We start from the raw sequence: 19,215 nt of genomic DNA, 5'->3' as shown, positions 1-19,215 counted from the left end.
CGAAGAGGATGGTGTTTAGCTGGCTATAAAGCAGGGTGGTGAGCATGAAATCGGCAAAGTCATAACAATAACATTCGTGAATATAGTGGGTTCGATGTTAAATTATTAATGCAGTAAATATATGTTTTCTTACTTTTTTTGTGACGCTGGAAAACGTGGCGAACTGTTTGTATAATTTCGGCTGTGTTTAAGCACTGTTGACTATTTATGTGGAAAAAGGTAATGGCGCGAACTTTCTCAAACCTAAGCTGGAGGAATTAACATGTCAAAAGTTAAAGTTTCATTTGTACATTTTCTAATCAGTGCAATTTTTATTCTTTTATTTTGCGCTTTCGTTTATTTTGTCTGGTATCAACAAGTTTATTTCAACGTTTCTGGTGTGGGTGTGCCTTTAAAGCTATTGTTTGTTGTTGATGTTATTTTAGGGCCATTGTTGACATTGATCATTTATAAAGAAGGGAAAAAGTATTTAAAAATGGATTTGCTATTGATTGCTTTGTTTCAATTGATTGCTTTTTTCTATGGTGTCTACAACATTTATTTAGGGAAGCCTAGCTTAGTAATTCACAGAACCGGGTACCTTGAAGTGGTTATTGAGAAAGATATTGATTACGACCTGTTGAGTGATGAAATGAATGAACAAGGATTTTGGTTATTTCCTGTTTATGGAAAAATTGAATCTGACTTGCTATCCCCAGTTTCAAATGTTCATGACTACTTGTCTCAAGTGACGCCTTTTGATGTTCAAAATAAGGTAAGTTTTACCAGACCTTTGACCTTAGATCAGGCCAGAGACACATTTAAAAACTCAAGTACTGAGACTAAAAAAGATTTTGACCTAATCAATCAAAAAAACAAAAACTATATTTATTATGAGCTGAAGTTTGAACAAATTTATGGTGTGTTAATCATCGATAAAAGCAATTTACAGTTTAAAACTGTTTTGACACCATAGGGACAAAAATTGTCAGGTGTTTAAAGCTTATGATTAAAGAAAGTGGCTTTAATTCGATTCTCCGTCTATTGAATGTTAAAAAATCTGTCGTTTGTTTACATTTAAAATTCAGTTTAGGAAGATAGTTAATATTAAATATTACCTTGAATGAAGATGAAGCACTTAAGAAAAAAGCAAGGGTTCACGTTGATCGAGTTGATGATTGTGATCGCTATTATTGCCATTTTAATGTCATATGCGATTCCTGCGTATAGAGACTATACTGTAAGAACGAAAGCAGGAGAGGCTTTTAGTGTAGTTGGGGCTGTTAAAACTGTTGTTTCAGAGTATTGGGTTAATGAAGGTACAATTACAAGTTTGAATAGTGGCTCAAATGGGATTCCTGCTGCAAATTTAATCACTGGTTCAAATGTCAGCCAAGTACAAGTCTCTGCTGGTGTGATTGAAGTAACTTTTTCTAATGATGCAACTTTGAACGGTCAAACGATGACTTTTTCTCCCGTTCTGCCTGGGACTGGCACCAATGCCAGCTCCAGTTTATTCTGGGAATGTACGTCTTCATTAAATAACCGCTTTTTACCAGTAGAGTGCCGTACACCTTAAATCATGGTTTACTAACTTCCAGCACATGCCCAATCGTTCTGGTTGGGCTATAATATTTATAATTCTCAAGTCTAATTAATATGGAAAACAGGTATTCTGGAAAACCAAAGCGCAAACGCTTTTGGTTATATGGTTTGGTCATTTTCGTGATTTTACAGGTGGTTTTTGCGATGTACTATGATCAAGAACCAGACTTTTTTGATGTCAAATTGAATGCGGAAAACCGTGCGGCGAAACACGGGCATGAGCCTGTCACGGGTTTTATTACGACGGCAGCATTTATGGAAGTGGTTGATGTGATGTTGGACAAGCCTGGCGGTTACATGTCCAATGATGTGATGCCACCCTTTGTTTTGATGGATAACATGCCGAATTGGGAGTTTGGTGTTCTGGTACAGGTGCGTGATTTAGCGCGGGTGATGCGCAATGACATTTCGCGTTCTCAAAGCCAATCTTCTGAAGATTTGGATCTGGCAGAGGCTGACCCAAAATTTCATTACGACAATGGTTCTTGGGTTTTGCCCAGAACTGAATCTGAATACCGCAAAGGCCAAGAACATTTTCACCAATATTTGACTCATCTGGCAGATACAACAGACCCTGAAGCGCAATTTTACGCTCGCACAGATAATTTAGTCACTTGGTTGAACCTGGTTGAGAAACGTTTGGGTGCTTTGTCACAAAAACTCAGTGCCAGTGTCGGTCAAGACCGCATCAACACAGACAGTGGTGGTGACGAAGTGGCAACTACGTCTACCTATAAACCCAGTGAGCTGCGTGTGCAGACACCTTGGATGGAAATTGATGACAATTTTTATGAGGCACGTGGTGCTACATGGGCATTGATTCATTTCATGAAAGCGATGGAGCATGATTTCAAGCCGGTACTTGAGAAAAAAAATGCCTTGGTCTCAATGCGTCAAATCGTGCGTGAATTAGAAGCTGCTCAAGATACGATTTGGACACCGATGATTTTAAATGGCTCTGGTTTTGGTTTTTTTGCTAACCATTCTTTGGTGATGGCGTCGTATATTTCCCGCGCCAATGCCGGTGTGATTGATTTAAGGCAGTTATTAGAAGACGGTTGATTGTCTTATCATTTAACCTCTTGCGGTGCAATGCAGGGCAAACCTTGCGGCTATAGATTTGGGATTTTATGTGGGCACGGCACTCCCAAATCAAATACTTGATGATAAACTGATTTTTTTACTCGGGTAAAGTGATGAAAAAAATCTTAGTGCTGTTTTTATTGTGTATTTGTGCGTCCAGTTTAGCGGTTTCAATTGGTGAGCGGGTCACTGTGCCATCTGCAATGTTAGACAAGTCGCATGAATTGCTGATTTATACGCCGCCTTCTTATGACTACAATAAAAGTCAGTCCTTCCCTGTGCTTTATGTTGTTGATGGAGATTACAACTTTCATTACCTGACTGGTTTGATTGAACTGTGGTCTAACCTCAGTGCATTCATGCCTGAAATGGTTGTGGTAGGTATATCTGGCGGAGATACCCAGTCATATAGAAAATCAGCTAAACCACCCTTAGAACCAAAATCTGGTAAGGGTGATGCTGGCCATGCAGATGTGATGCTGGATGCATTAAAGAAAGAAATCATGCCTTTTGTACAGCAAACATATAGGGTCAATGATTTTGAAATATTAGGCGGACACTCTATTGGTGGGCTATTCGTTACCTACGCGGCTGTACATGAACCTCAAATGTTTGATCGTTTTATCGCGGTCAGTCCGTCTTTGTGGTGGCAAAATGAAATCATGAAGGACCATGTCGCCGAAGTATTGACTCAAAATCCAAAGCTGCCAGTGCATTTGTATATGACTTTAGCCAATGAAAAGGGCATGGGCGTTCATGGATTCGTTGAAATGATAGAGTCTCAAAGGCGCAATGGATTCGACTTCAAATTCAAACAGTTTCCTGATGAAACCCATGGTTCAACTGGACTGGCGAGCTATGAGTGGGCTTTGTTTGACATTTTTAAAGCGTCGAGGTTGGATGGCCGATATTTTGAATCAGCAGATGCGGTTAAAACCTATGCTGATGAATTGAAGGAATCGCTGGGTAGGATAATGCCCATTCCAACGGGGTATTTAAGAAACAGTTGTTATGCTTGGTGTGGAGATGAGCAGCAGCGAGATGAGATTGATCAAGCATTGGCCGCATTATTTCCTGTGGATGTGGCTTTTTTTCGTGTGTTGGTGGCAGAACATCTGATGTTACAAAACAAACTTGATGAAGCTTTAAAATGGTTTAATCAGGCTCAAAAATCGGCTCCTGACTATGTCGCGGTTTACCATGGCTTGGCACAGTTATATGAAAAACAAGGTAGAAACATACTGGCTAAAGAGGCAAGAGCCAAAGTCAAAAACATGTTAAAAACACAGCGTATCAGACAATGGCAGCGTAATGAGATGAAAGTGAATTAACTGCTAATGTCAGGGGTAAAATCGTTGACTTGTCTGTTTGGGTTGGCTGTGATTTTTGAAAGTTGCTGTCAGTTGATAGTCACAATTTGAGCAGTCGCTGATACTGGCTTCAAAACTGTTAAGTACATAGTCATTTGGGTCTAAAACGCTGAACATTTCATGACCTTCGATGCCTTGCTGTACAAATGGAACGGTGCGTTTTTGGTTCGTATGTGCCCATGCTAAGCTGGCCAGCTGGTCTTTTTCAGTTAAAACCCAACCACGATAAATACTGTCTTTGTTACTGCCATAGAACAGTGCTGGCATGTCACACTGACCTTTGTGCTGTTCAAAAAAGTGGTAAGTCTTGTTGCCGCTTTTTGTATTCATTTGTGATAACAGCTGCAAGCCGCCCAACTGTTGGCAAAGCATTTGATAGTATTCAACCTGATCCTGAAGTTTAATTGCGGTTTGTTCAATCACTATCAGGCTGTTTTCTGCGTGTTGGCTTGGTGATTGAAATCCCATGATTTGTAGCTGTAGGCTGCGACCATGTTTGTCGCTCAATGGGTGTGGCAGCGTATTGATGTTTTTTATACTGTCAAATTGGTAAGCCAATGCTGCACTGGTCATGAAGTGATCCGCCAGAATGTCCGTTTTTCGGTGGGCTTGCATTAATTGCTGGGTCGTTTCTGCCAATTCTGACCAACCTTGTGCATGTCCTGTGATGCGTTGGTTGGCTTGAGATAAGGGTGTTTGTTGTGACCAGAAGGCCAGCGTGATCAACAGTGAGAAGTGAGCGATGGTGCCTGAGCCAATCGCCCATTTGACCAATGTACTGGGTTTGTTGTATGAAAAAGCGCAGAACAATAAAACATAAGAAAGCAGTGGCCAATGCAAATTAAGTCGCAAGTTATCTGAAAAGAATCCGAGTAAAAAATAGAGCATCCAGTGGGCTAAAGCAGTAGAAATCAGTAGCTTTTGGTCGGCTTTCAGCTTGGACCAATAGGATTTGGATTTTGGTATCAACTTCAAAAAAAGCAGCATCACGAAAGGTGTGGTGACCAAAATTTGAACAGGAATAAAGTACAAATGGTCGAGCTGAAACTCCCAAGGGTGCCGGTCTTTTAATTGAAATGCCAGCAGTGGAAAATCGTGTTGTAAATTAAAATACAGTATGGGTATTAAACCGATCAGAGCCAAAGGCAGGCTGATGGTGATTAACTTGAATAGGGTGGTTTTGTGGTGCCAGTAAGTGATTAAAGTGACGGTGCCGATGATGGCTGCGACTAACCAAAACCTGAGGTGGACATTGATGCCGAGGGCAAGCGCTAAACCAAGTAAAATAAACCAGAATGTGTGGTGTTTTTTGCTGGCCTGAAGGAACAAAAATACACACAAAACCGTGAAGAATAACAACCAAATATCTGGCAGTGACAACACCGAGACCAGCCCGACCAAGGGCAAAGACCAAAACAAGTGGGCTGGGTGATGGCTTGCAGATTGTGGGTGAATCAGTTTGTTTACGGCCAATACCAAAAAAGGCAAACAAGCAGCAGCAAGCCAAGGAATTAATCGCAAAAAGAAAGGGTGGTGGGGGAATAGCCATTCAGCAAATGCCATGACCCATGCTGTAAGTCCGGGTAGCTCGGCATAAGACCAAGCCAAATGCTGTCCCTCTAACCAATAAAAAGCCTCGTCTCCAAACAGTTCAAATTGTGACATGACAAACAATTGGCAGCATGCCAACAAGGCAAACACAAGATAAAACACCATGTTGTCATGTTTTTGCTTCATTGGTATTCAGCAGATTAACATTTGGGTAATTTGAGTTTTTTACCCGCATTGATAAGGTACCTTGGGGCTTTGATCTTATTTAAGCGAGCGATTTCACGTTTGTTGGTACATTTGAATTTTTTACTGATGCTGCTCAAGGAGTCGCCTTGCTTAATTTTGTAATAGGTGAATTCTGGCCGGTCGGGAAAGTCAGCATCATGGATGACCTTTGCCAATGCCATGAGTTCTGAGTTTTGACAGTTGTTGTTATAGATTTCTTGTAACTCTTGTGGGATAACCACTGTGGTATTGGCCTTAATGACCCTTTTGGCTTTGACGCTTGAATTGAGGTTTCGTAGGATTCTGTACCAGCCCATTTCATTGTTGAACTGACCAAAGCAAACAGCTAACTCACTCAAAGAGGTGTCACTGTTTGTCCGCACCAAAGCCGTTTTACCATCTTGCTCATTGAGGGTGACATTGAATTTTTCAGGAGATTCAAAAATCATCATCGCAGACAAGACGGTGGCGATATAGTGTTGGGTTTCACTGGGTAAGTCATAAAAGAAATCGTTGTTCCAAATGTCACCATTTTTATGTTTCTTGTTCAGCCTTTTGAAACGGTTCTCACCAGAATTATAGGCGGCTAATATTTTGGCATATTCCTTGCCATAAGCTTGGCGTTGTTCTTCGATGTAGTGTGCAGCACCGACGGCTGCTTTACCTGGATGATAGCGGGCATCATAATCTCCGATGGTTCCCCGAACACCAAATCTGCGCGCCGTGGCGGGCATGAACTGGAACAAGCCAGCTGCACCGGCTTTTGAAGAAGAGTGCACGCGGCCACCTGATTCTTGGGCAATGATGGCCAGTATCAGTGCTTCAGGTATGTCCAGTTGCTTGAAAGGCGGGTAAACGTGTGCTTTGAGGAATTGGTAGTTATTCCATGTTTCAATCAATTGAGGTCGTTTCCAAGTTAACCACTCATTGAGTGTGGCTTGGATTCTTTTGTTGTTCAGTTTGGGATCTTTATAAGATGTGGCACTGGAGTGGTCTTTGAATTGATGGGCAGCTTCGGTCACTTCTGGTAAGGGGTTACTCTGGCCTGATGCCTGTGCGGCTTCCACTTGTGGTGCGATACTGGTTTTTAAATACGCTTCGAGTTCGCTTAGACACACTTCGTTGTTTTGGCAGCGTTTGATTTCTGCTATCAAGTCAATGCTGTTGACCGCTTTTGTGGGCGTTTGCTCTATATTTGAAGTGGGTTTTTGTTGGTTAATTTGACATCCTGAAAAAAATATCAAAGTGATGAGGGTAAATATTTGTCGCATAAATGGCTTTGCAGTTGGTCAGGGTATTGTGTATTATCAGTATTTTAAGCATTTCATCAAGCCACCAAGCATGAATTTTCTCCAAAGCCTTAAATCTATGCTCAAAGTCGGTCATTCTGATCGGCCTTTAACTGAAAGTGAAAAAAAAGAGCTCAATCACGCCATAGTTGAATTAATGCTGGAAATGGTGCGCGCTGATTTTGTAGAATTACATACAGAAAAAACGGCTTTGGTTGATCTGTTGTCGGAATCTTTACAATTAGGTGCAGATGAAGTGGTTGAATATATCGATAAAGCAGAGTTGAGGGCTGACTTTTCTTTATCAATTAAAACACAGACCAATGTCATCAATAATTATTTAGGCAAGTCTGAAAAAGCGGCTTTGTTGTCACACATGTGGCAGTTGGCTTATGCAGATGATGAATTGCATTTGTTAGAATCCAATTTAATTGAACAAGCAGGTCAGTTATTGGGTTTCAATCAACAAGAATTAAAATCGCTGTGCAACAACAGCTGATTACTGGGAGGGAACAATGGATTTAACGCACTTTTTAAAAATCATGAGGGAAACCAATGGATCAGACATGTACCTGTCCACGGGAGCGCCCATCAATGTCAAAGCCGAAGGAAAATTGAATGCATTGAGCAGTACCGGCTTGCCGCCTGGGATTGTTCAGCAAATTGCTTACTCTTTGATGAACGATGACCAAATCCAAGAATTTGAAGAGACCAAGGAGTGTAACTTGGCCGTGTCTATTAAAGGAGTGGGTCGGTTTCGTGTCAATGTGTTTCGACAACGAGGCGAAACAAGTATGGTGATTCGAACCATCAAAAGCCAGATTCCTCAGTTGGATGAGTTGCACATGCCTTTGCATCTGTATGATTTGATTTTAGAAAAGCGTGGCTTAATTCTTGTGGTGGGTGCAACAGGTTCAGGTAAATCAACGACCATGGCATCTATGATTGATTACCGGAACAGTAACAAGTCAGGCCATATTTTGACGGTAGAAGACCCGATTGAGTACATTCACAGACACAAAAAATCAGTGGTTAATCAGCGTGAAATTGGGATTGATACTTTGGGTTATGCACCGGCTCTTAAAAATGCCTTGCGTGAAGCTCCTGACTTGATTTTGATTGGTGAGATTAACGACGCTGAAACGATGGAAGCGGCGGTATCATTTGCTGAAACCGGACATTTGTGTATGGCGACATTGCACGCCAATAACTCTGACCAAGCCATGGAACGTGCATTGAACTTTTTCCCTAGCGATATGCATAAAAACGTGTTGATGAACATGGCCTTGAACCTGCGTGCTGTTATCTCGCAACGTTTGGTTGTTGATGTTCATGGTAAACGTCGTCCTGCCTGTGAAGTCTTGATGAACACACCGCAGATTAAAGAAATCATCCGCCGCGGCGAAATCAATGAGTTGAAACCAGCGATGGAAGCCTCTCTTTCAGATGGTATGCAAACTTTTGACCAGGCCTTATACAACATGTACAAAGACGGCATCATTGAACTTGAAGAAGCGTTGAGTAATGCCGATTCCAGACAAGGTCTTGAGGTTAAAATCAACTTAACAAGTGAAGATGATTCTGCAAGTGATGATTATTTCTAACAAGAATTTTTACTACAATCGTTAACTTACAATATGGCTTGTTTATATTGTATTATTCACTTAATTTTGTTTAATTAATTATTAATGAATCTTTCAAAAAAGCAACTTGTCCTTTCCACAAGTTTATCCTTGCTGTTTCTCGCCTTTGTTATAACGGTATACACACCGCACCTCATTTTCTTTTCTCAAACAGAATATTTTAATAATGACTTTTGGAGTTTAGTTACAAGTAACTTTTTAAAGGCGTTGGTTTTTTGTATTATTTCGGCCGCTGTCTTGAGTTTATTTCCCTTGGTTGTATTACGATTAATTTCTCCAGTGATTTTTGTGTTATCAATATTAATCTGGTTACAGGTTGACTTTTTTGCAGTTAGCTATGGCGTTTTAGATGGGTCAGATTTGGACTTTGCGCTCTTTGATTCTCGTGGCTACTTGGAATTGCTTATTCTTTTCTTATCTGTCTTAATGGCTATATTTTTTAGGAATTGGCTTTCAAACAATAATGTTTTTATTTTAACGATTTTGTTGCTAGGGTTGTCGTGCTCGGTGGTTTATAAATCTGTTATTACACCTGTCTCTGCCCCTTATTCTGAAAACATAGACGCAGAATTTAATCAATATTCAGCATCAAAAAATATCATAGTTATTGTTCTAGATGGTTTTGGTGCTGAATATTTTCAAAGGATAATCAAATCAAATCCTGAGTTAAAGACTGATTTTGAAGGGTTTGTGAGTTATTCAGATGCCATCAGTAATTATGCCGCAACAGTTGGCAGTATTCCTTCCATGTTGGTTGGAGAAATGTATCCATTGAATGTCAAATATAAGACATTTATTTCAGAAAATGTTGCCAATAATGGAATGCCTAAAATTTTTGAGCAACTTGGCTATTTGGTTAGTTTTATATCTCCCAGCTTAAATTTTAAAAGCATTTATCCAGATAGGTTTTTGTCGGATGTAACAGCTGATAAAGAGATGTTGAAAAAGTATAACTCATATAAGCTGCTTGACTATTCACTTTTTAGGGCTTCTTTGCACCAGTTTAAATCTTATATTTATGGGCAAGGGCAGTGGATGCTATCACAAGAACTGGCGCTGCAAAGTTCATTACCAAATACCTATTCTGAGCGTGGTAAGGTGTTTTTAGATTATGTGACTTCACAGGCAACAGTATCAGGTAAAACCCCAAGATATAAAATTATTCATGCAACCATCCCTCACCCAGAATTTGTTTATGATTCAAGTTGTAATAGAAGAAAGCCAGGCAAAAAGGTTGGATCCGATGAAAAAATGCTTGAACAATCTGAGTGTGCTTTAAAGCTATTAAGTGACTTATTTAAAAAATATAAATCTATAGGTGTATATGATAACTCTCTTATTGTAGTAACTTCAGATCATGGTGCTAGGGTGTACGATAACCCGGAAAACACTGGGTTTCCATCTGATTTTGAATTAAGCGCATCAGGCATATTATTTATGATTAAAGGGCAAGGACAGAACAGCTCTTTCAAAGAAGTTAAGCAGCCATTTTCGTTATTAAAACTGAAAGAAAACATCATTAATGAAGCAATGCATGACAGTGATTTTAGTCAAATGGTTGACGTAGACAGGATGTTTTATGCATATCAGCCAATTCAAAAGTCTGCAGAAGGATATTTGAATGACGCACCTGTTTACTTGGTTGATGCTGACTATACTGATCCTTCAAGTTGGAAGTTGCAGGGTTTTTATACCAACAATTGTTTAAAGCAAAGTTTGCCGATTCATATGACCTTTGGGCGTGCAAATAGGTCTGGATACTGTGGTGCGTTTGGATTTCAGCAATATGGTAAGAGCTTTCAAGGTATTTGGACTAAGTATTTGGATAGTCGAATTATTTTTGGATTAGATTCAAGTGGGTTTGATGAAAAGCAAAAGTCCAAAATTTCCTTTAGATTGAAACCTCGTATCGATTATGAATCAGATGAAGTGTTATTGCATGTGAATATTAATGGTATCAGGGTAGGCAGTATTGTTTTGAAGGAGAATAAAATGCAAACTGTAAATTTTACTTTTGATTCATCAGTATGGCACTCAGGTCAAAATGAGTTGCAATTATTGATGCCAGAAGTGAAGTCGGGTAAAGAGAAAGGTGTGAATAAAGTAAAACATAAGCTGGGTGTTTATATAGAAAAAATAGTTATTGACCAGTAAAGTATTTGAGGCTTTTAAGGAAGGTGACAATCAAATGACAATAAGGCGAATAAGATATATAATGCCAAAACTTTTCGCCTATTGAGTTTCTCATGAAGTTGTTTATATGTCTTTGCTTATTATTGCTTTTTCCTGCTGTTTCTTGGGGTTATATTGATCCAGGTTCAGGCAGCGCCATCATGTCAGCCATCATTGGCTTTTTTGTAGCGATTGGTTTGGTGATTAAAACTTTTTGGTACAAAATCAAATCCTTTTTCACAGGTAAAAAGGCTGAGCCCGAATCGGACTCTGAAGAATAAGTCAGGTTGATTGACGCATATGGACGTTTTTTTTCTGGGCGCGGCCGCGTCTACAACAGGTAGTTTGCCTTCCGCACTTAGGGCCATTTCAAAAAATCGTAAAGCGCTGGATTGGCAGTTACAAAGTCTAGAACGAACACACTTTGAATCTGTAAATTTCATTGGTGGCTACCATATTGAGTCAGTGGCGGAACAATACCCTCAATTGAACTACACAGTGGTTGCAGATTGGCAGCACAACAATGTTGTTCACTCTCTTCTAAAAGCCCCATTGAGTGAACAAAGAGAGGCCCTTGTTTTGTATTCTGATACATTGTTCAGGCCCAAAACTGTTGCTCAGTTTGCTGATGTTTCTGCCGATGTGGTGGTAGGGGTTGACAGTGCATGGCTGACGCGATTTGAGCAACGGTCAGATAAAGATATTAACGCATCTGAAGTTTTGGATTCATCGGTTTTTGAAAATATAGATTCAGATTCTAAGGTTGAATTTACAGGATTGTTAAAGTTCTCTAAACGTGCAGTCGCTGCGGTAAAGCAAATCAGCTCCGATAAGGTGACCAATTTGCTGTCTTTAATCAATCATTTGTCTGAACAAGGTTTGTCCATTCAACTTTTTGATGTCAAAGGCGATTGGACTGAATTTAATTCTGATATGGATATTGCCCATTTTATTTTGGGAACTAAGTCAGAAACTTTGTATCGATTATATCCTTTGGTAAAGAAATCTCATATCGGTGAACAAGTGACCTTTACTGTCAAGCAATGGCAATCGAATCCACATCATCAATTAGAAAAAATTCAGCAAAGGTTTAAGGGTAGGCCTTTGGTAGTCAGAAGCAGTTCATACGCTGAAGATTGTTGGGATGAGTCACACGCGGGTGGGTTTGAAAGCGTACTTAATGTTGACTCAAAAAGCGAAGCAGCTGTGATCAAGGCTGTTGAAAATGTTGTTGATTCGTATATCAATTCAGATTCAATTGAAGAAGATCAGATTCTGGTACAGGCTTGTTTATCAGAAGTAAAAATGTCTGGTGTTGTGTTTACGCGTTCTTTAGAGACAGGTGCACCATACTACAGAATAAATTTTGATGACCAAACCCAGTCAACTGAATCAGTCACTTCAGGATCGGGTGCTCATTTAAGAACCATCGTTGTCAGCAAGAAGGATAGCCTGGTAGTTAAACATTTGGAAAGTGACATTCAGAAAGTGTTACGAGGTGTCGCCGAAATTGAAGCTTTGTTAGGCTATGATAAATTAGACATAGAGTTTGCTGTTGATGGCAAAGGTCAATTACACATTTTTCAAGTAAGACCTATTGCAGTCAGTCACAAGAATGATTTCATTGATGATGCGCATGTCATCACAACACTTGATCACTGTGTTCAAGCTTTCAAAGATGAGCAAGCTGCAAGCTTGAATGTTGTTGGCAATGCCGCCTTCTTTGGTGTTATGCCTGACTGGAATCCTGCTGAAATCATCGGCGTCAAGCCAAAACCTTTGGCTTATAGTTTATACCGCCATTTGATTGTAGATAAAATTTGGGCCGTGCAGCGCGCTGAATTTGGGTACCGCGATGTCAGTCAACATCAGTTGATCAGGGTTTTTGCTGGACAGCCTTATGTGAATATCAGAACCAGTTTAAATTCCTTTATCCCAGCCACGGTATCAGATGAAGCAGCCGAACGTATTTGCAATGCTTACCTAGCTGTTTTAAAAGCCAATCCACAATGTCATGATAAATTAGAATTCGATGTGGCATTCACTGTCTTAACACCAAAATTTATTGAAAGTGCCAGAAAGCGCTTATCTCCCTATGGCGTGAAGGAGTCAGACTTGGAAGCATTGCAGTCGGGTTTAAGAGACATAACTCAGGCAGCATTCTATCGATTAACAGCAGACATCGACAGTATTGAGACTTTAACTCAAAGCAGGAATGACATTTTAGCTTCAAATGCTCCTGCATTAAATAAAGCCTTGTTGTTGTTGGATGAGTGTAAAAAATATGGCACTTTAGCATTTTCACATGCGGCCAGGGCCGGCTTCGTCGCCATGACATTTTTAAATAACTTGGTCAAAATGGGCATCTTATCAGCAGATGATAAAAACTCGTTTTTGTCATCATTTAACACGGTGGCGGGTGAATTTGAATTAGATGCAACGGCAGTGGCTGAAGGTAATATTTCTAAAGAAGATTATGTCAATTCTTATGGTCATTTGAGGCCAGGTACATATGATATAACAGCCAAAGCCTATTGGGAAAACCCTAAGCAATACCTGTTTTCAAAGGCGTGTGCTAATCAGTCAAAAGTTGTTAACAACACCTGTTTTGAATTAAGTGCAAATCAAAGGTTAAAAATCAATGCATTGCTAGAAAGTATGAAGTTGGGTAATGATGCTGATCAATTGATGTCCTATTGTAAAGCCGCAACTCAAGCCAGAGAATCAGTGAAGTTCGAGTTTTCCAAAAACTTAAGTAAGGCCTTGGATTTGATGGTTGAATTTGGAAAGAGTGTCGGAATCAACAGAAAAAAAATGGCTTATCTGTCCTTAGAAAACTTGAAGGAGTACCGGTTAGGCGTTAAAGACATTGCAGGATTGAAAAAAGTTATTAAGTCAAATAAAAAACAATTTCAACTATCAAAAATGGTTGAACTACCTCAGTTGATAACTTGCGTAACAGATTTTCATGCTTTTGAACGGAATGCATCTGAGCCTAATTTCATCACCAGCAAGGCGGTTGAAGCAGACAGTGTTTGTTTATCAGATGAGCCTCAAGCATTGGCAGGTAAGATTGTTTTTATTGAGCAAGCTGACCCAGGGTATGACTGGATGTTTGCGCATGATTTGGCGGGATTAATTACAAAATACGGTGGTGCCAATTCACATATGGCGATTCGCTCAGCTGAGCTGAGTTTACCTGCTGCTATTGGGGTGGGTGATAAAATTTATGATGAATTAAAAACTGCTTCTGTGGTTCGGTTAAACTGTGGATTGAAACAAATCATCAGGATTAAATGATGAAAAAAATTGGTCTAACACAGCGGGTTGAGGTGATTGCATCTTATGGTGAACGTCGTGATTGTCTAGACCAAAGCTGGGGAAGTGTTTTATTGAGCTTGGATTGTGCAGGCGTTCCATTATTGAATATTGCAAACAAAGAAGTGGCGTTTCAGTATTTGGCTTGTTTGAATTTAGATGGCGTGATTTTAACTGGCGGTAATGATTTGTCATTCACCCAAAGCCCCAAAGCAGCGGTTGAAAGAGATGCGTTTGAATCACATTTGATTCAATTTTGTATAGAAAATAAACTGTCAATCTTGGGAGTGTGCCGAGGCATGCAAATGTTAAATGTTCATTTTGGTGGCAGTCTTTCTTCAACTACCGAACATGTATGTAAAAACCATGAAGTTGAACTTACTGATGGCACATCCATTCAGGTTAATTCTTACCATGATTGGGGCATCAAGCCAAATGACTTGGCAGCAGAGCTGTCTCCATTGGGTTCAGCTAAAGACGGTATAATCGAATATTGCAGGCACAAATGCTTACCAATAACAGGCATCATGTGGCACCCTGAAAGAATGAATCAAAATTCAGATATTGGGCTGTCCATCATTAAGGAATTATTTTTATGACACAAGCAATCATATTGGCAGCAGGCCAGGGTACACGACTGCGCCCCATAACAAATGACAAACCTAAGTGTTTAACACCTATTGATGGCAAGACATTGCTGGAACGACAATCTGGTGTATTGCAGGCAGCTGGGGTGACTGACATCACAGTGATTGGAGGCTATCGAATAGATCAAATCAAAGCTCTGGGTTATCAATGCAAAGAAAATTCTGCGTTTGAAAGCACAAATATGGTGAGCACTTTATTTTGTGCAGAAAGTGTAATGAATGCTGACGAGGATTTATTGATTTGTTATGGAGACATCATTTATCAGCCTGAGAACTTAACAAAAGTTTTAGAAACCGATGGTGAAGTGGTCTTGATGGTAGATAAAGCATGGCGTAAGTTATGGGAGTTGAGGTTAGAAAACCCATTAGAAGATGCAGAAACATTGAAGCTAACTGATTCAAAAGATGTGCTGGAGCTAGGAAAAAAACCCAAAAGTTACGACGAAATACAGGGCCAATACACTGGACTGATAAAAATCAGAAAAGATAAGGTTAAAGATTTTATAGCTTTCTATCATGCCCTAGATAAATCTGTCACTTTTGATGGTCAAGATTTCGATAACATGTACATGACGTCATTTATCCAGCAATTGATTGACGCCAATTGGGAAGTCAAAGCGGCCTTGGTTCACAACGGTTGGCTAGAAATTGATTCTGTTTCTGATTTGGAGGCTTATCAATCGTTACAAGATCAAGGGTTACTTAAGCCGTTTTGTGACTTAGGATAAAAACATGAGATTTATTCGACACTTTAAAGATGTATTGAGGTTCAATCAGCTAGGAAAAAGTGACAATCAAATATGCTTTTATTGTGAGGGTGCTAACTATTGGCCACATTTAAAGCCTGTGGTTGAAGCCTTGTTGACTAAAACAGACAAAACCATTAATTATGTGTCTTCAGAAGATAGTGATCCTGGAACCCAAATTAAACATACAAACTTCAATGCTTTTGTGATTGGTGATGGCTTTATCAGGAATTACTTTTTTGACAATGTCAGCAGCGATTTAGTGATAATGACGATGCCAGACTTAGATCAATATCAAATCAAAAAGTCGAAGGCGGTTAAGCGTTTTGTATACATTCATCACTCTCTTGTCAGCCACCACATGGTATATAGGCCGAAGGCATTTGATGCTTTTGATGTTATTTTTTGTTCCGGGCCTCACCACAATAGAGAAATCGAGGCGATGGTTAAGCAGTGGAATATGCCGCCAAAACAGTTGGTGAACCACGGCTATGGTCGGTTAGATTCAATTATGGCCAACAAGCAAGTTAAACAAATGAAGAAAATGCCAAGCATTCTTGTGGCGCCAACCTGGGGTGAAAATGGCACGATTGAATTAATGGGTGAGCGTTTAATAGATGCACTGATGGCGTTACCTTATCAAGTCGTTTTGCGCCCGCACCCTCAAACAGTCAAATTTTCTAAAGCAGTCATTGATCGAATATTATCAAAGCACCTGTCTGATGACCGGTTTATCTATGAATCTGGCGTTTCATCTGAGACATCCCTTCATCAATCTGATTTGATGATTTCTGATTGGTCGGGAGCTGCTTTGGAATATGCTTTTGGACTACATAAGCCTGTTTTATTTATTGATGTACCCAAAAAGATTCAAAATGAAGCCTATGAAACACTTGCTGTTGAACCGTTTGAATCTGCTATTCGTAGTCAGATCGGGGCAATACAATCTGTCGACTTGGTTGGATTGGGGCAAAATATTAAACAGTTGCTGGACAGTGAGCAGGATTGGTCAGGACAGCTAGCAACACTGGCAAATGAGCATGTTTATAACCTTGGCTACAGTAGTAAAACAGCTGCTGAAGCTGTTTTGGAGTTGTTGTGACTTATAGAAAGTATATGGTTTTAACTTTGATGTTGTGCGTGACAGCGGCAACAGCCAAAGACATCAGAATGTTGAATGTAGTTGACGGCGCAGAAACCATCGATACACCGATGTTTATGGTTACCCATGAAAAGCCTTTTTTTGGTTTAGCCTTTATTTATAATTCGGTGCAACCAGTTTATTTGATAGATGATGAAGTCACTTTTATTGACCCTGAAGGTACCCTTGTGGTTCCCAGTGAAGCCAGCTATGTGGGTTGGAAATCCAGGTATCAATTGGCAATGATTTCATTGGATAAGTCCATGATGGCGACATTCAAAAACAATCGACTTGAATTAAAGACTGATGCGGCTACTTCATTGAACAAAACGGTGGGATATACAGACTCTGTAAGTGCTTTTTCTGAGTTGAAATATGCGCATTTGTGGGGTTGGTTGCGTTCAATTGCCTTAGGTATTGAGTGGTTATTAACAACCATAAATAATGCGATAGGCCATTGGGGTTGGTCAATCGTTTTGTTATCAGTTGTAATGAAGTTTTTGTTGATGCCAGTGGGACTGATGACATTGAGGCTTCAAAGGAATGTCAGTAAAAATCAGACTTTATTGGCTCCTAGACTGCTTGAAATTAAGCAAAAATACAAAGGTGAGAAAGCACACAATGAAATGATGGCAGCTCATAAAGAGTTAGGTATTTCACCGTTCTACACTTTGAAGCCATTGTTTTCAAATTTTATTCAAATTCCAATTCTCGTGGCTATTTTTAATGCATTAGGTGAAATGAGTGCCTTAGAGGGTCAAGGTTTTCTCTGGGTACATGATTTATCCATACCTGACGCATTAATAGATTTTGGATTTGCCGTTCCTTTATTAGGTTCAAGTTTGAATTTGCTGCCAATTTTGATGACACTGATCACATTATTTTCCACGATTTACTACAGGAATGATTTGGCACCAGCATCAGAAACAAAGAAACAAAAAGTTAATTTGTACTTGATGGCTTTTGCGTTTTTTGTGTTGTTTTATCCTTTTCCAGCTGCAATGGTTTTGTATTGGGCAATGGCGAATGTATTACAATTTATTCAGCAAAAAGTGTTGGGAAATTAATTGATGATTGAAGGATTAAATTCAGCTGTAGCAACAGCAAAGAAACAATTTTTAAAGTCTGACTCACTAGAGAATCTGGGTGACTTCCATATCATCGAATCCTTAAGTAATTTATTGCACTCTGACACTTGGGGCGCGGATCAAATGGATTTTTACCATGCTTGGATGAAAAAGCTGGATATTGCCAAAACACATTTTAAAGTTTATTTAAATAACTGGAAGCCTGCTCCAGAAAAGTTGCTGTTGGATGAAGGCTGCTATCGATTGAGTATATTACTCGCAATTCGCTATTTATCTTCATTGTCTGCGTCAAAAGACGAGTTTGGCCAGACAATGAAAACGAGCAATGTGGTATTCAAAGTTTTAAATCGAGTTGATGGTGTTTTTGGCTTGAAAAATGAGTTAATAAAAGAGTCGATACAAAATCTTTTGAATCGTTTTCAACCCATTAAACGTCAAGCGAGCCAATTATTAGAAGAAAAAGAAACAATTGAGAAAGTGCTTCCAATTACTGTGCTTTTTTCAGAAGGGCCCATTGCCAGGGCTTATCTGGAAACCATCAATGGTATGGGGCTTAAAGTTAAAAAGGTCATACAATTGGTTTCCTCCTTAGATTTGGTCTCTAAAAAACCAGTAGGAAAGTTTTTGCCCAGTTCAATGCGTGTCAGTTATGCTGCCAGTAAACAATACAAACAGATGTTTTTTTGGTCTAACCAAATGAAGCAAAAGCTCAGCGATGATGTGAAAGCAACACAACAAGCAGTACAAGATGCTTTCGGGATTAATCAACAGATTTTATCAGCTGCAACCCAAGAACAATCATTAACACGTTACAGTGACTGCGTTGAGCAGTTAATGATAACAGGTCTTAAAGACATAGTTTTGTTAGAGAAAATGCAGCAAGAACAAAGCGAGTTCTTTTTATTTACAGGTGGTGGAATCGTTCCAGATTCATTGCTTAAAATTGGAAATAAAAAGTTGATTCATGTTCATCCAGGTTATTTGCCAGATGTCAGAGGTGCCGATTGTGTTTTATGGTCTCAATTGATTTACGGTAGAACATCAGCTTCAGCTTTTTTCTTGGCACCGGGTATAGACGTGGGCGATGTGATATTACCTTTTTGGTTACCTGATTTAAAATTAAAAGTATCAAAAACAACTGATTTAAAATTTCAATACCGATTAATTTATGGCTTTTTAGATCCGTGGGTTAGGTCGTTTGTATTAAAGCAATTGATTGTATTAACGGATGGTTTTAAGCAAATCAATTCAACACCACAAAATCAACATATGGGTCAAACATACCATTTTATGCACGAAGAAACTAAAAGGGTAGCTGTCAGTCAGTTTCAATCCAAAGGGCTTGAGAATTAAATATT

At 39.5% G+C, this 19,215-nt stretch carries 16 protein-coding genes; 14 read left to right on the top strand and 2 right to left on the bottom strand.

The window, feature by feature from the left end:
- Positions 1–262 precede the first annotated feature (262 nt).
- The 4 genes from FET73_RS10965 (at position 263) to FET73_RS10950 (ending at position 3,998) form a co-directional block, all read left to right on the top strand.
- Positions 263–955 (top strand): hypothetical protein, encoded by a 693-nt coding sequence (locus FET73_RS10965; RefSeq protein WP_154224004.1) that lies wholly within the window; start codon positions 263–265, stop codon positions 953–955.
- Between the two features lie 153 nt (positions 956–1,108).
- Positions 1,109–1,558 carry a pilin gene (locus FET73_RS15400; RefSeq protein ID WP_179952239.1) on the top strand — a complete coding sequence of 150 codons (450 nt, stop codon included), beginning with the start codon at positions 1,109–1,111 and terminating at the stop codon, positions 1,556–1,558.
- 80 nt (positions 1,559–1,638) lie between these two features.
- Positions 1,639–2,646: a DUF2333 family protein gene (locus FET73_RS10955; protein WP_154224002.1), complete on the top strand. Its 1,008-nt coding sequence runs from the start codon at positions 1,639–1,641 to the stop codon at positions 2,644–2,646.
- Positions 2,647–2,780: 134 nt separating this feature from the next.
- Entirely contained in the window at positions 2,781–3,998 is a 1,218-nt protein-coding gene (locus tag FET73_RS10950; protein WP_154224001.1) for an alpha/beta hydrolase-fold protein, read from the top strand.
- 9 nt (positions 3,999–4,007) lie between these two features.
- On the opposite strand, the gene FET73_RS10945 is transcribed toward FET73_RS10950, so the two are convergent.
- Together FET73_RS10945 and FET73_RS10940 are read right to left on the bottom strand one after the other, a co-directional pair.
- Positions 4,008–5,774: an ArnT family glycosyltransferase gene (locus tag FET73_RS10945; RefSeq protein ID WP_154224000.1), complete on the bottom strand. Its 1,767-nt coding sequence runs from the start codon at positions 5,772–5,774 to the stop codon at positions 4,008–4,010.
- Positions 5,775–5,788: 14 nt separating this feature from the next.
- Positions 5,789–7,084, bottom strand: a complete 1,296-nt coding sequence (locus tag FET73_RS10940; protein ID WP_154223999.1) for a transglycosylase SLT domain-containing protein — start codon at positions 7,082–7,084, stop codon at positions 5,789–5,791.
- 70 nt (positions 7,085–7,154) lie between these two features.
- Here FET73_RS10940 and FET73_RS10935 point away from each other — a divergent pair, with 70 nt between their 5' ends.
- The 10 genes from FET73_RS10935 (at position 7,155) to FET73_RS10890 (ending at position 19,210) form a co-directional block, all read left to right on the top strand.
- Complete coding sequence (locus tag FET73_RS10935; RefSeq protein ID WP_179952238.1) at positions 7,155–7,601, top strand: tellurite resistance TerB family protein; 447 nt, start codon at positions 7,155–7,157, stop codon at positions 7,599–7,601.
- A gap of 16 nt (positions 7,602–7,617) precedes the next feature.
- Positions 7,618–8,706 (top strand): PilT/PilU family type 4a pilus ATPase, encoded by a 1,089-nt coding sequence (locus FET73_RS10930; protein WP_154223997.1) that lies wholly within the window; start codon positions 7,618–7,620, stop codon positions 8,704–8,706.
- Between the two features lie 84 nt (positions 8,707–8,790).
- Positions 8,791–10,899 carry a sulfatase-like hydrolase/transferase gene (locus tag FET73_RS10925; protein WP_154223996.1) on the top strand — a complete coding sequence of 703 codons (2,109 nt, stop codon included), beginning with the start codon at positions 8,791–8,793 and terminating at the stop codon, positions 10,897–10,899.
- A gap of 92 nt (positions 10,900–10,991) precedes the next feature.
- A complete protein-coding gene (locus tag FET73_RS10920; protein WP_154223995.1) occupies positions 10,992–11,198 on the top strand; it encodes a hypothetical protein in 207 nt (68 codons plus the stop codon).
- Between the two features lie 19 nt (positions 11,199–11,217).
- Positions 11,218–14,217 carry a PEP/pyruvate-binding domain-containing protein gene (locus FET73_RS10915; protein ID WP_154223994.1) on the top strand — a complete coding sequence of 1,000 codons (3,000 nt, stop codon included), beginning with the start codon at positions 11,218–11,220 and terminating at the stop codon, positions 14,215–14,217.
- A complete protein-coding gene (locus tag FET73_RS10910; RefSeq protein ID WP_179952237.1) occupies positions 14,217–14,834 on the top strand; it encodes a gamma-glutamyl-gamma-aminobutyrate hydrolase family protein in 618 nt (205 codons plus the stop codon). The genes FET73_RS10915 and FET73_RS10910 overlap by 1 nt, the downstream gene beginning before the upstream one ends.
- On the top strand, positions 14,831–15,610 hold the full coding sequence (locus tag FET73_RS10905) for a phosphocholine cytidylyltransferase family protein (protein ID WP_154223992.1): 780 nt from the start codon (positions 14,831–14,833) through the stop codon (positions 15,608–15,610). The genes FET73_RS10910 and FET73_RS10905 overlap by 4 nt, the downstream gene beginning before the upstream one ends.
- A 4-nt stretch (positions 15,611–15,614) precedes the next feature.
- The gene (locus FET73_RS10900) at positions 15,615–16,730 is read left to right on the top strand and encodes a CDP-glycerol glycerophosphotransferase family protein (protein WP_154223991.1); all 1,116 of its coding nucleotides are present in this window, start codon (positions 15,615–15,617) and stop codon (positions 16,728–16,730) included.
- On the top strand, positions 16,727–17,836 hold the full coding sequence (locus tag FET73_RS15280; RefSeq protein ID WP_154223990.1) for a membrane protein insertase YidC: 1,110 nt from the start codon (positions 16,727–16,729) through the stop codon (positions 17,834–17,836). Before FET73_RS10900 ends, FET73_RS15280 begins: the two co-directional genes overlap by 4 nt.
- Positions 17,837–17,839: 3 nt before the next feature.
- A complete protein-coding gene (locus tag FET73_RS10890) occupies positions 17,840–19,210 on the top strand; it encodes a formyl transferase (RefSeq protein WP_154223989.1) in 1,371 nt (456 codons plus the stop codon).
- The last annotated feature ends 5 nt before the right edge of the window (positions 19,211–19,215 follow it).

Source organism: Marinicella rhabdoformis (assembly GCF_009671245.1).
GTDB classification, from domain to species: Bacteria; Pseudomonadota; Gammaproteobacteria; order Xanthomonadales; family Marinicellaceae; genus Marinicella; species Marinicella rhabdoformis.
Note: the sequence above shows the minus strand (reverse complement) of the source record. Positions and strands in the feature narration are given on the sequence as shown.

What these genes read in the sequence shown, in the direction of transcription:
- FET73_RS10965 (WP_154224004.1), top strand. Translation starts at nt 263, where the DNA reads ATGTCAAAAGTTAAAGTTTCATTTGTACATTTTCTAATCAGTGCAATT.
- FET73_RS15400 (WP_179952239.1), top strand. Translation starts at nt 1,109, where the DNA reads ATGAAGCACTTAAGAAAAAAGCAAGGGTTCACGTTGATCGAGTTGATG.
- FET73_RS10955 (WP_154224002.1), top strand. Translation starts at nt 1,639, where the DNA reads ATGGAAAACAGGTATTCTGGAAAACCAAAGCGCAAACGCTTTTGGTTA.
- FET73_RS10950 (WP_154224001.1), top strand. Translation starts at nt 2,781, where the DNA reads ATGAAAAAAATCTTAGTGCTGTTTTTATTGTGTATTTGTGCGTCCAGT.
- FET73_RS10945 (WP_154224000.1), bottom strand. Translation starts at nt 5,774, where the DNA reads ATGAAGCAAAAACATGACAACATGGTGTTTTATCTTGTGTTTGCCTTG.
- FET73_RS10940 (WP_154223999.1), bottom strand. Translation starts at nt 7,084, where the DNA reads ATGCGACAAATATTTACCCTCATCACTTTGATATTTTTTTCAGGATGT.
- FET73_RS10935 (WP_179952238.1), top strand. Translation starts at nt 7,155, where the DNA reads ATGAATTTTCTCCAAAGCCTTAAATCTATGCTCAAAGTCGGTCATTCT.
- FET73_RS10930 (WP_154223997.1), top strand. Translation starts at nt 7,618, where the DNA reads ATGGATTTAACGCACTTTTTAAAAATCATGAGGGAAACCAATGGATCA.
- FET73_RS10925 (WP_154223996.1), top strand. Translation starts at nt 8,791, where the DNA reads ATGAATCTTTCAAAAAAGCAACTTGTCCTTTCCACAAGTTTATCCTTG.
- FET73_RS10920 (WP_154223995.1), top strand. Translation starts at nt 10,992, where the DNA reads ATGAAGTTGTTTATATGTCTTTGCTTATTATTGCTTTTTCCTGCTGTT.
- FET73_RS10915 (WP_154223994.1), top strand. Translation starts at nt 11,218, where the DNA reads ATGGACGTTTTTTTTCTGGGCGCGGCCGCGTCTACAACAGGTAGTTTG.
- FET73_RS10910 (WP_179952237.1), top strand. Translation starts at nt 14,217, where the DNA reads ATGAAAAAAATTGGTCTAACACAGCGGGTTGAGGTGATTGCATCTTAT.
- FET73_RS10905 (WP_154223992.1), top strand. Translation starts at nt 14,831, where the DNA reads ATGACACAAGCAATCATATTGGCAGCAGGCCAGGGTACACGACTGCGC.
- FET73_RS10900 (WP_154223991.1), top strand. Translation starts at nt 15,615, where the DNA reads ATGAGATTTATTCGACACTTTAAAGATGTATTGAGGTTCAATCAGCTA.
- FET73_RS10890 (WP_154223989.1), top strand. Translation starts at nt 17,840, where the DNA reads ATGATTGAAGGATTAAATTCAGCTGTAGCAACAGCAAAGAAACAATTT.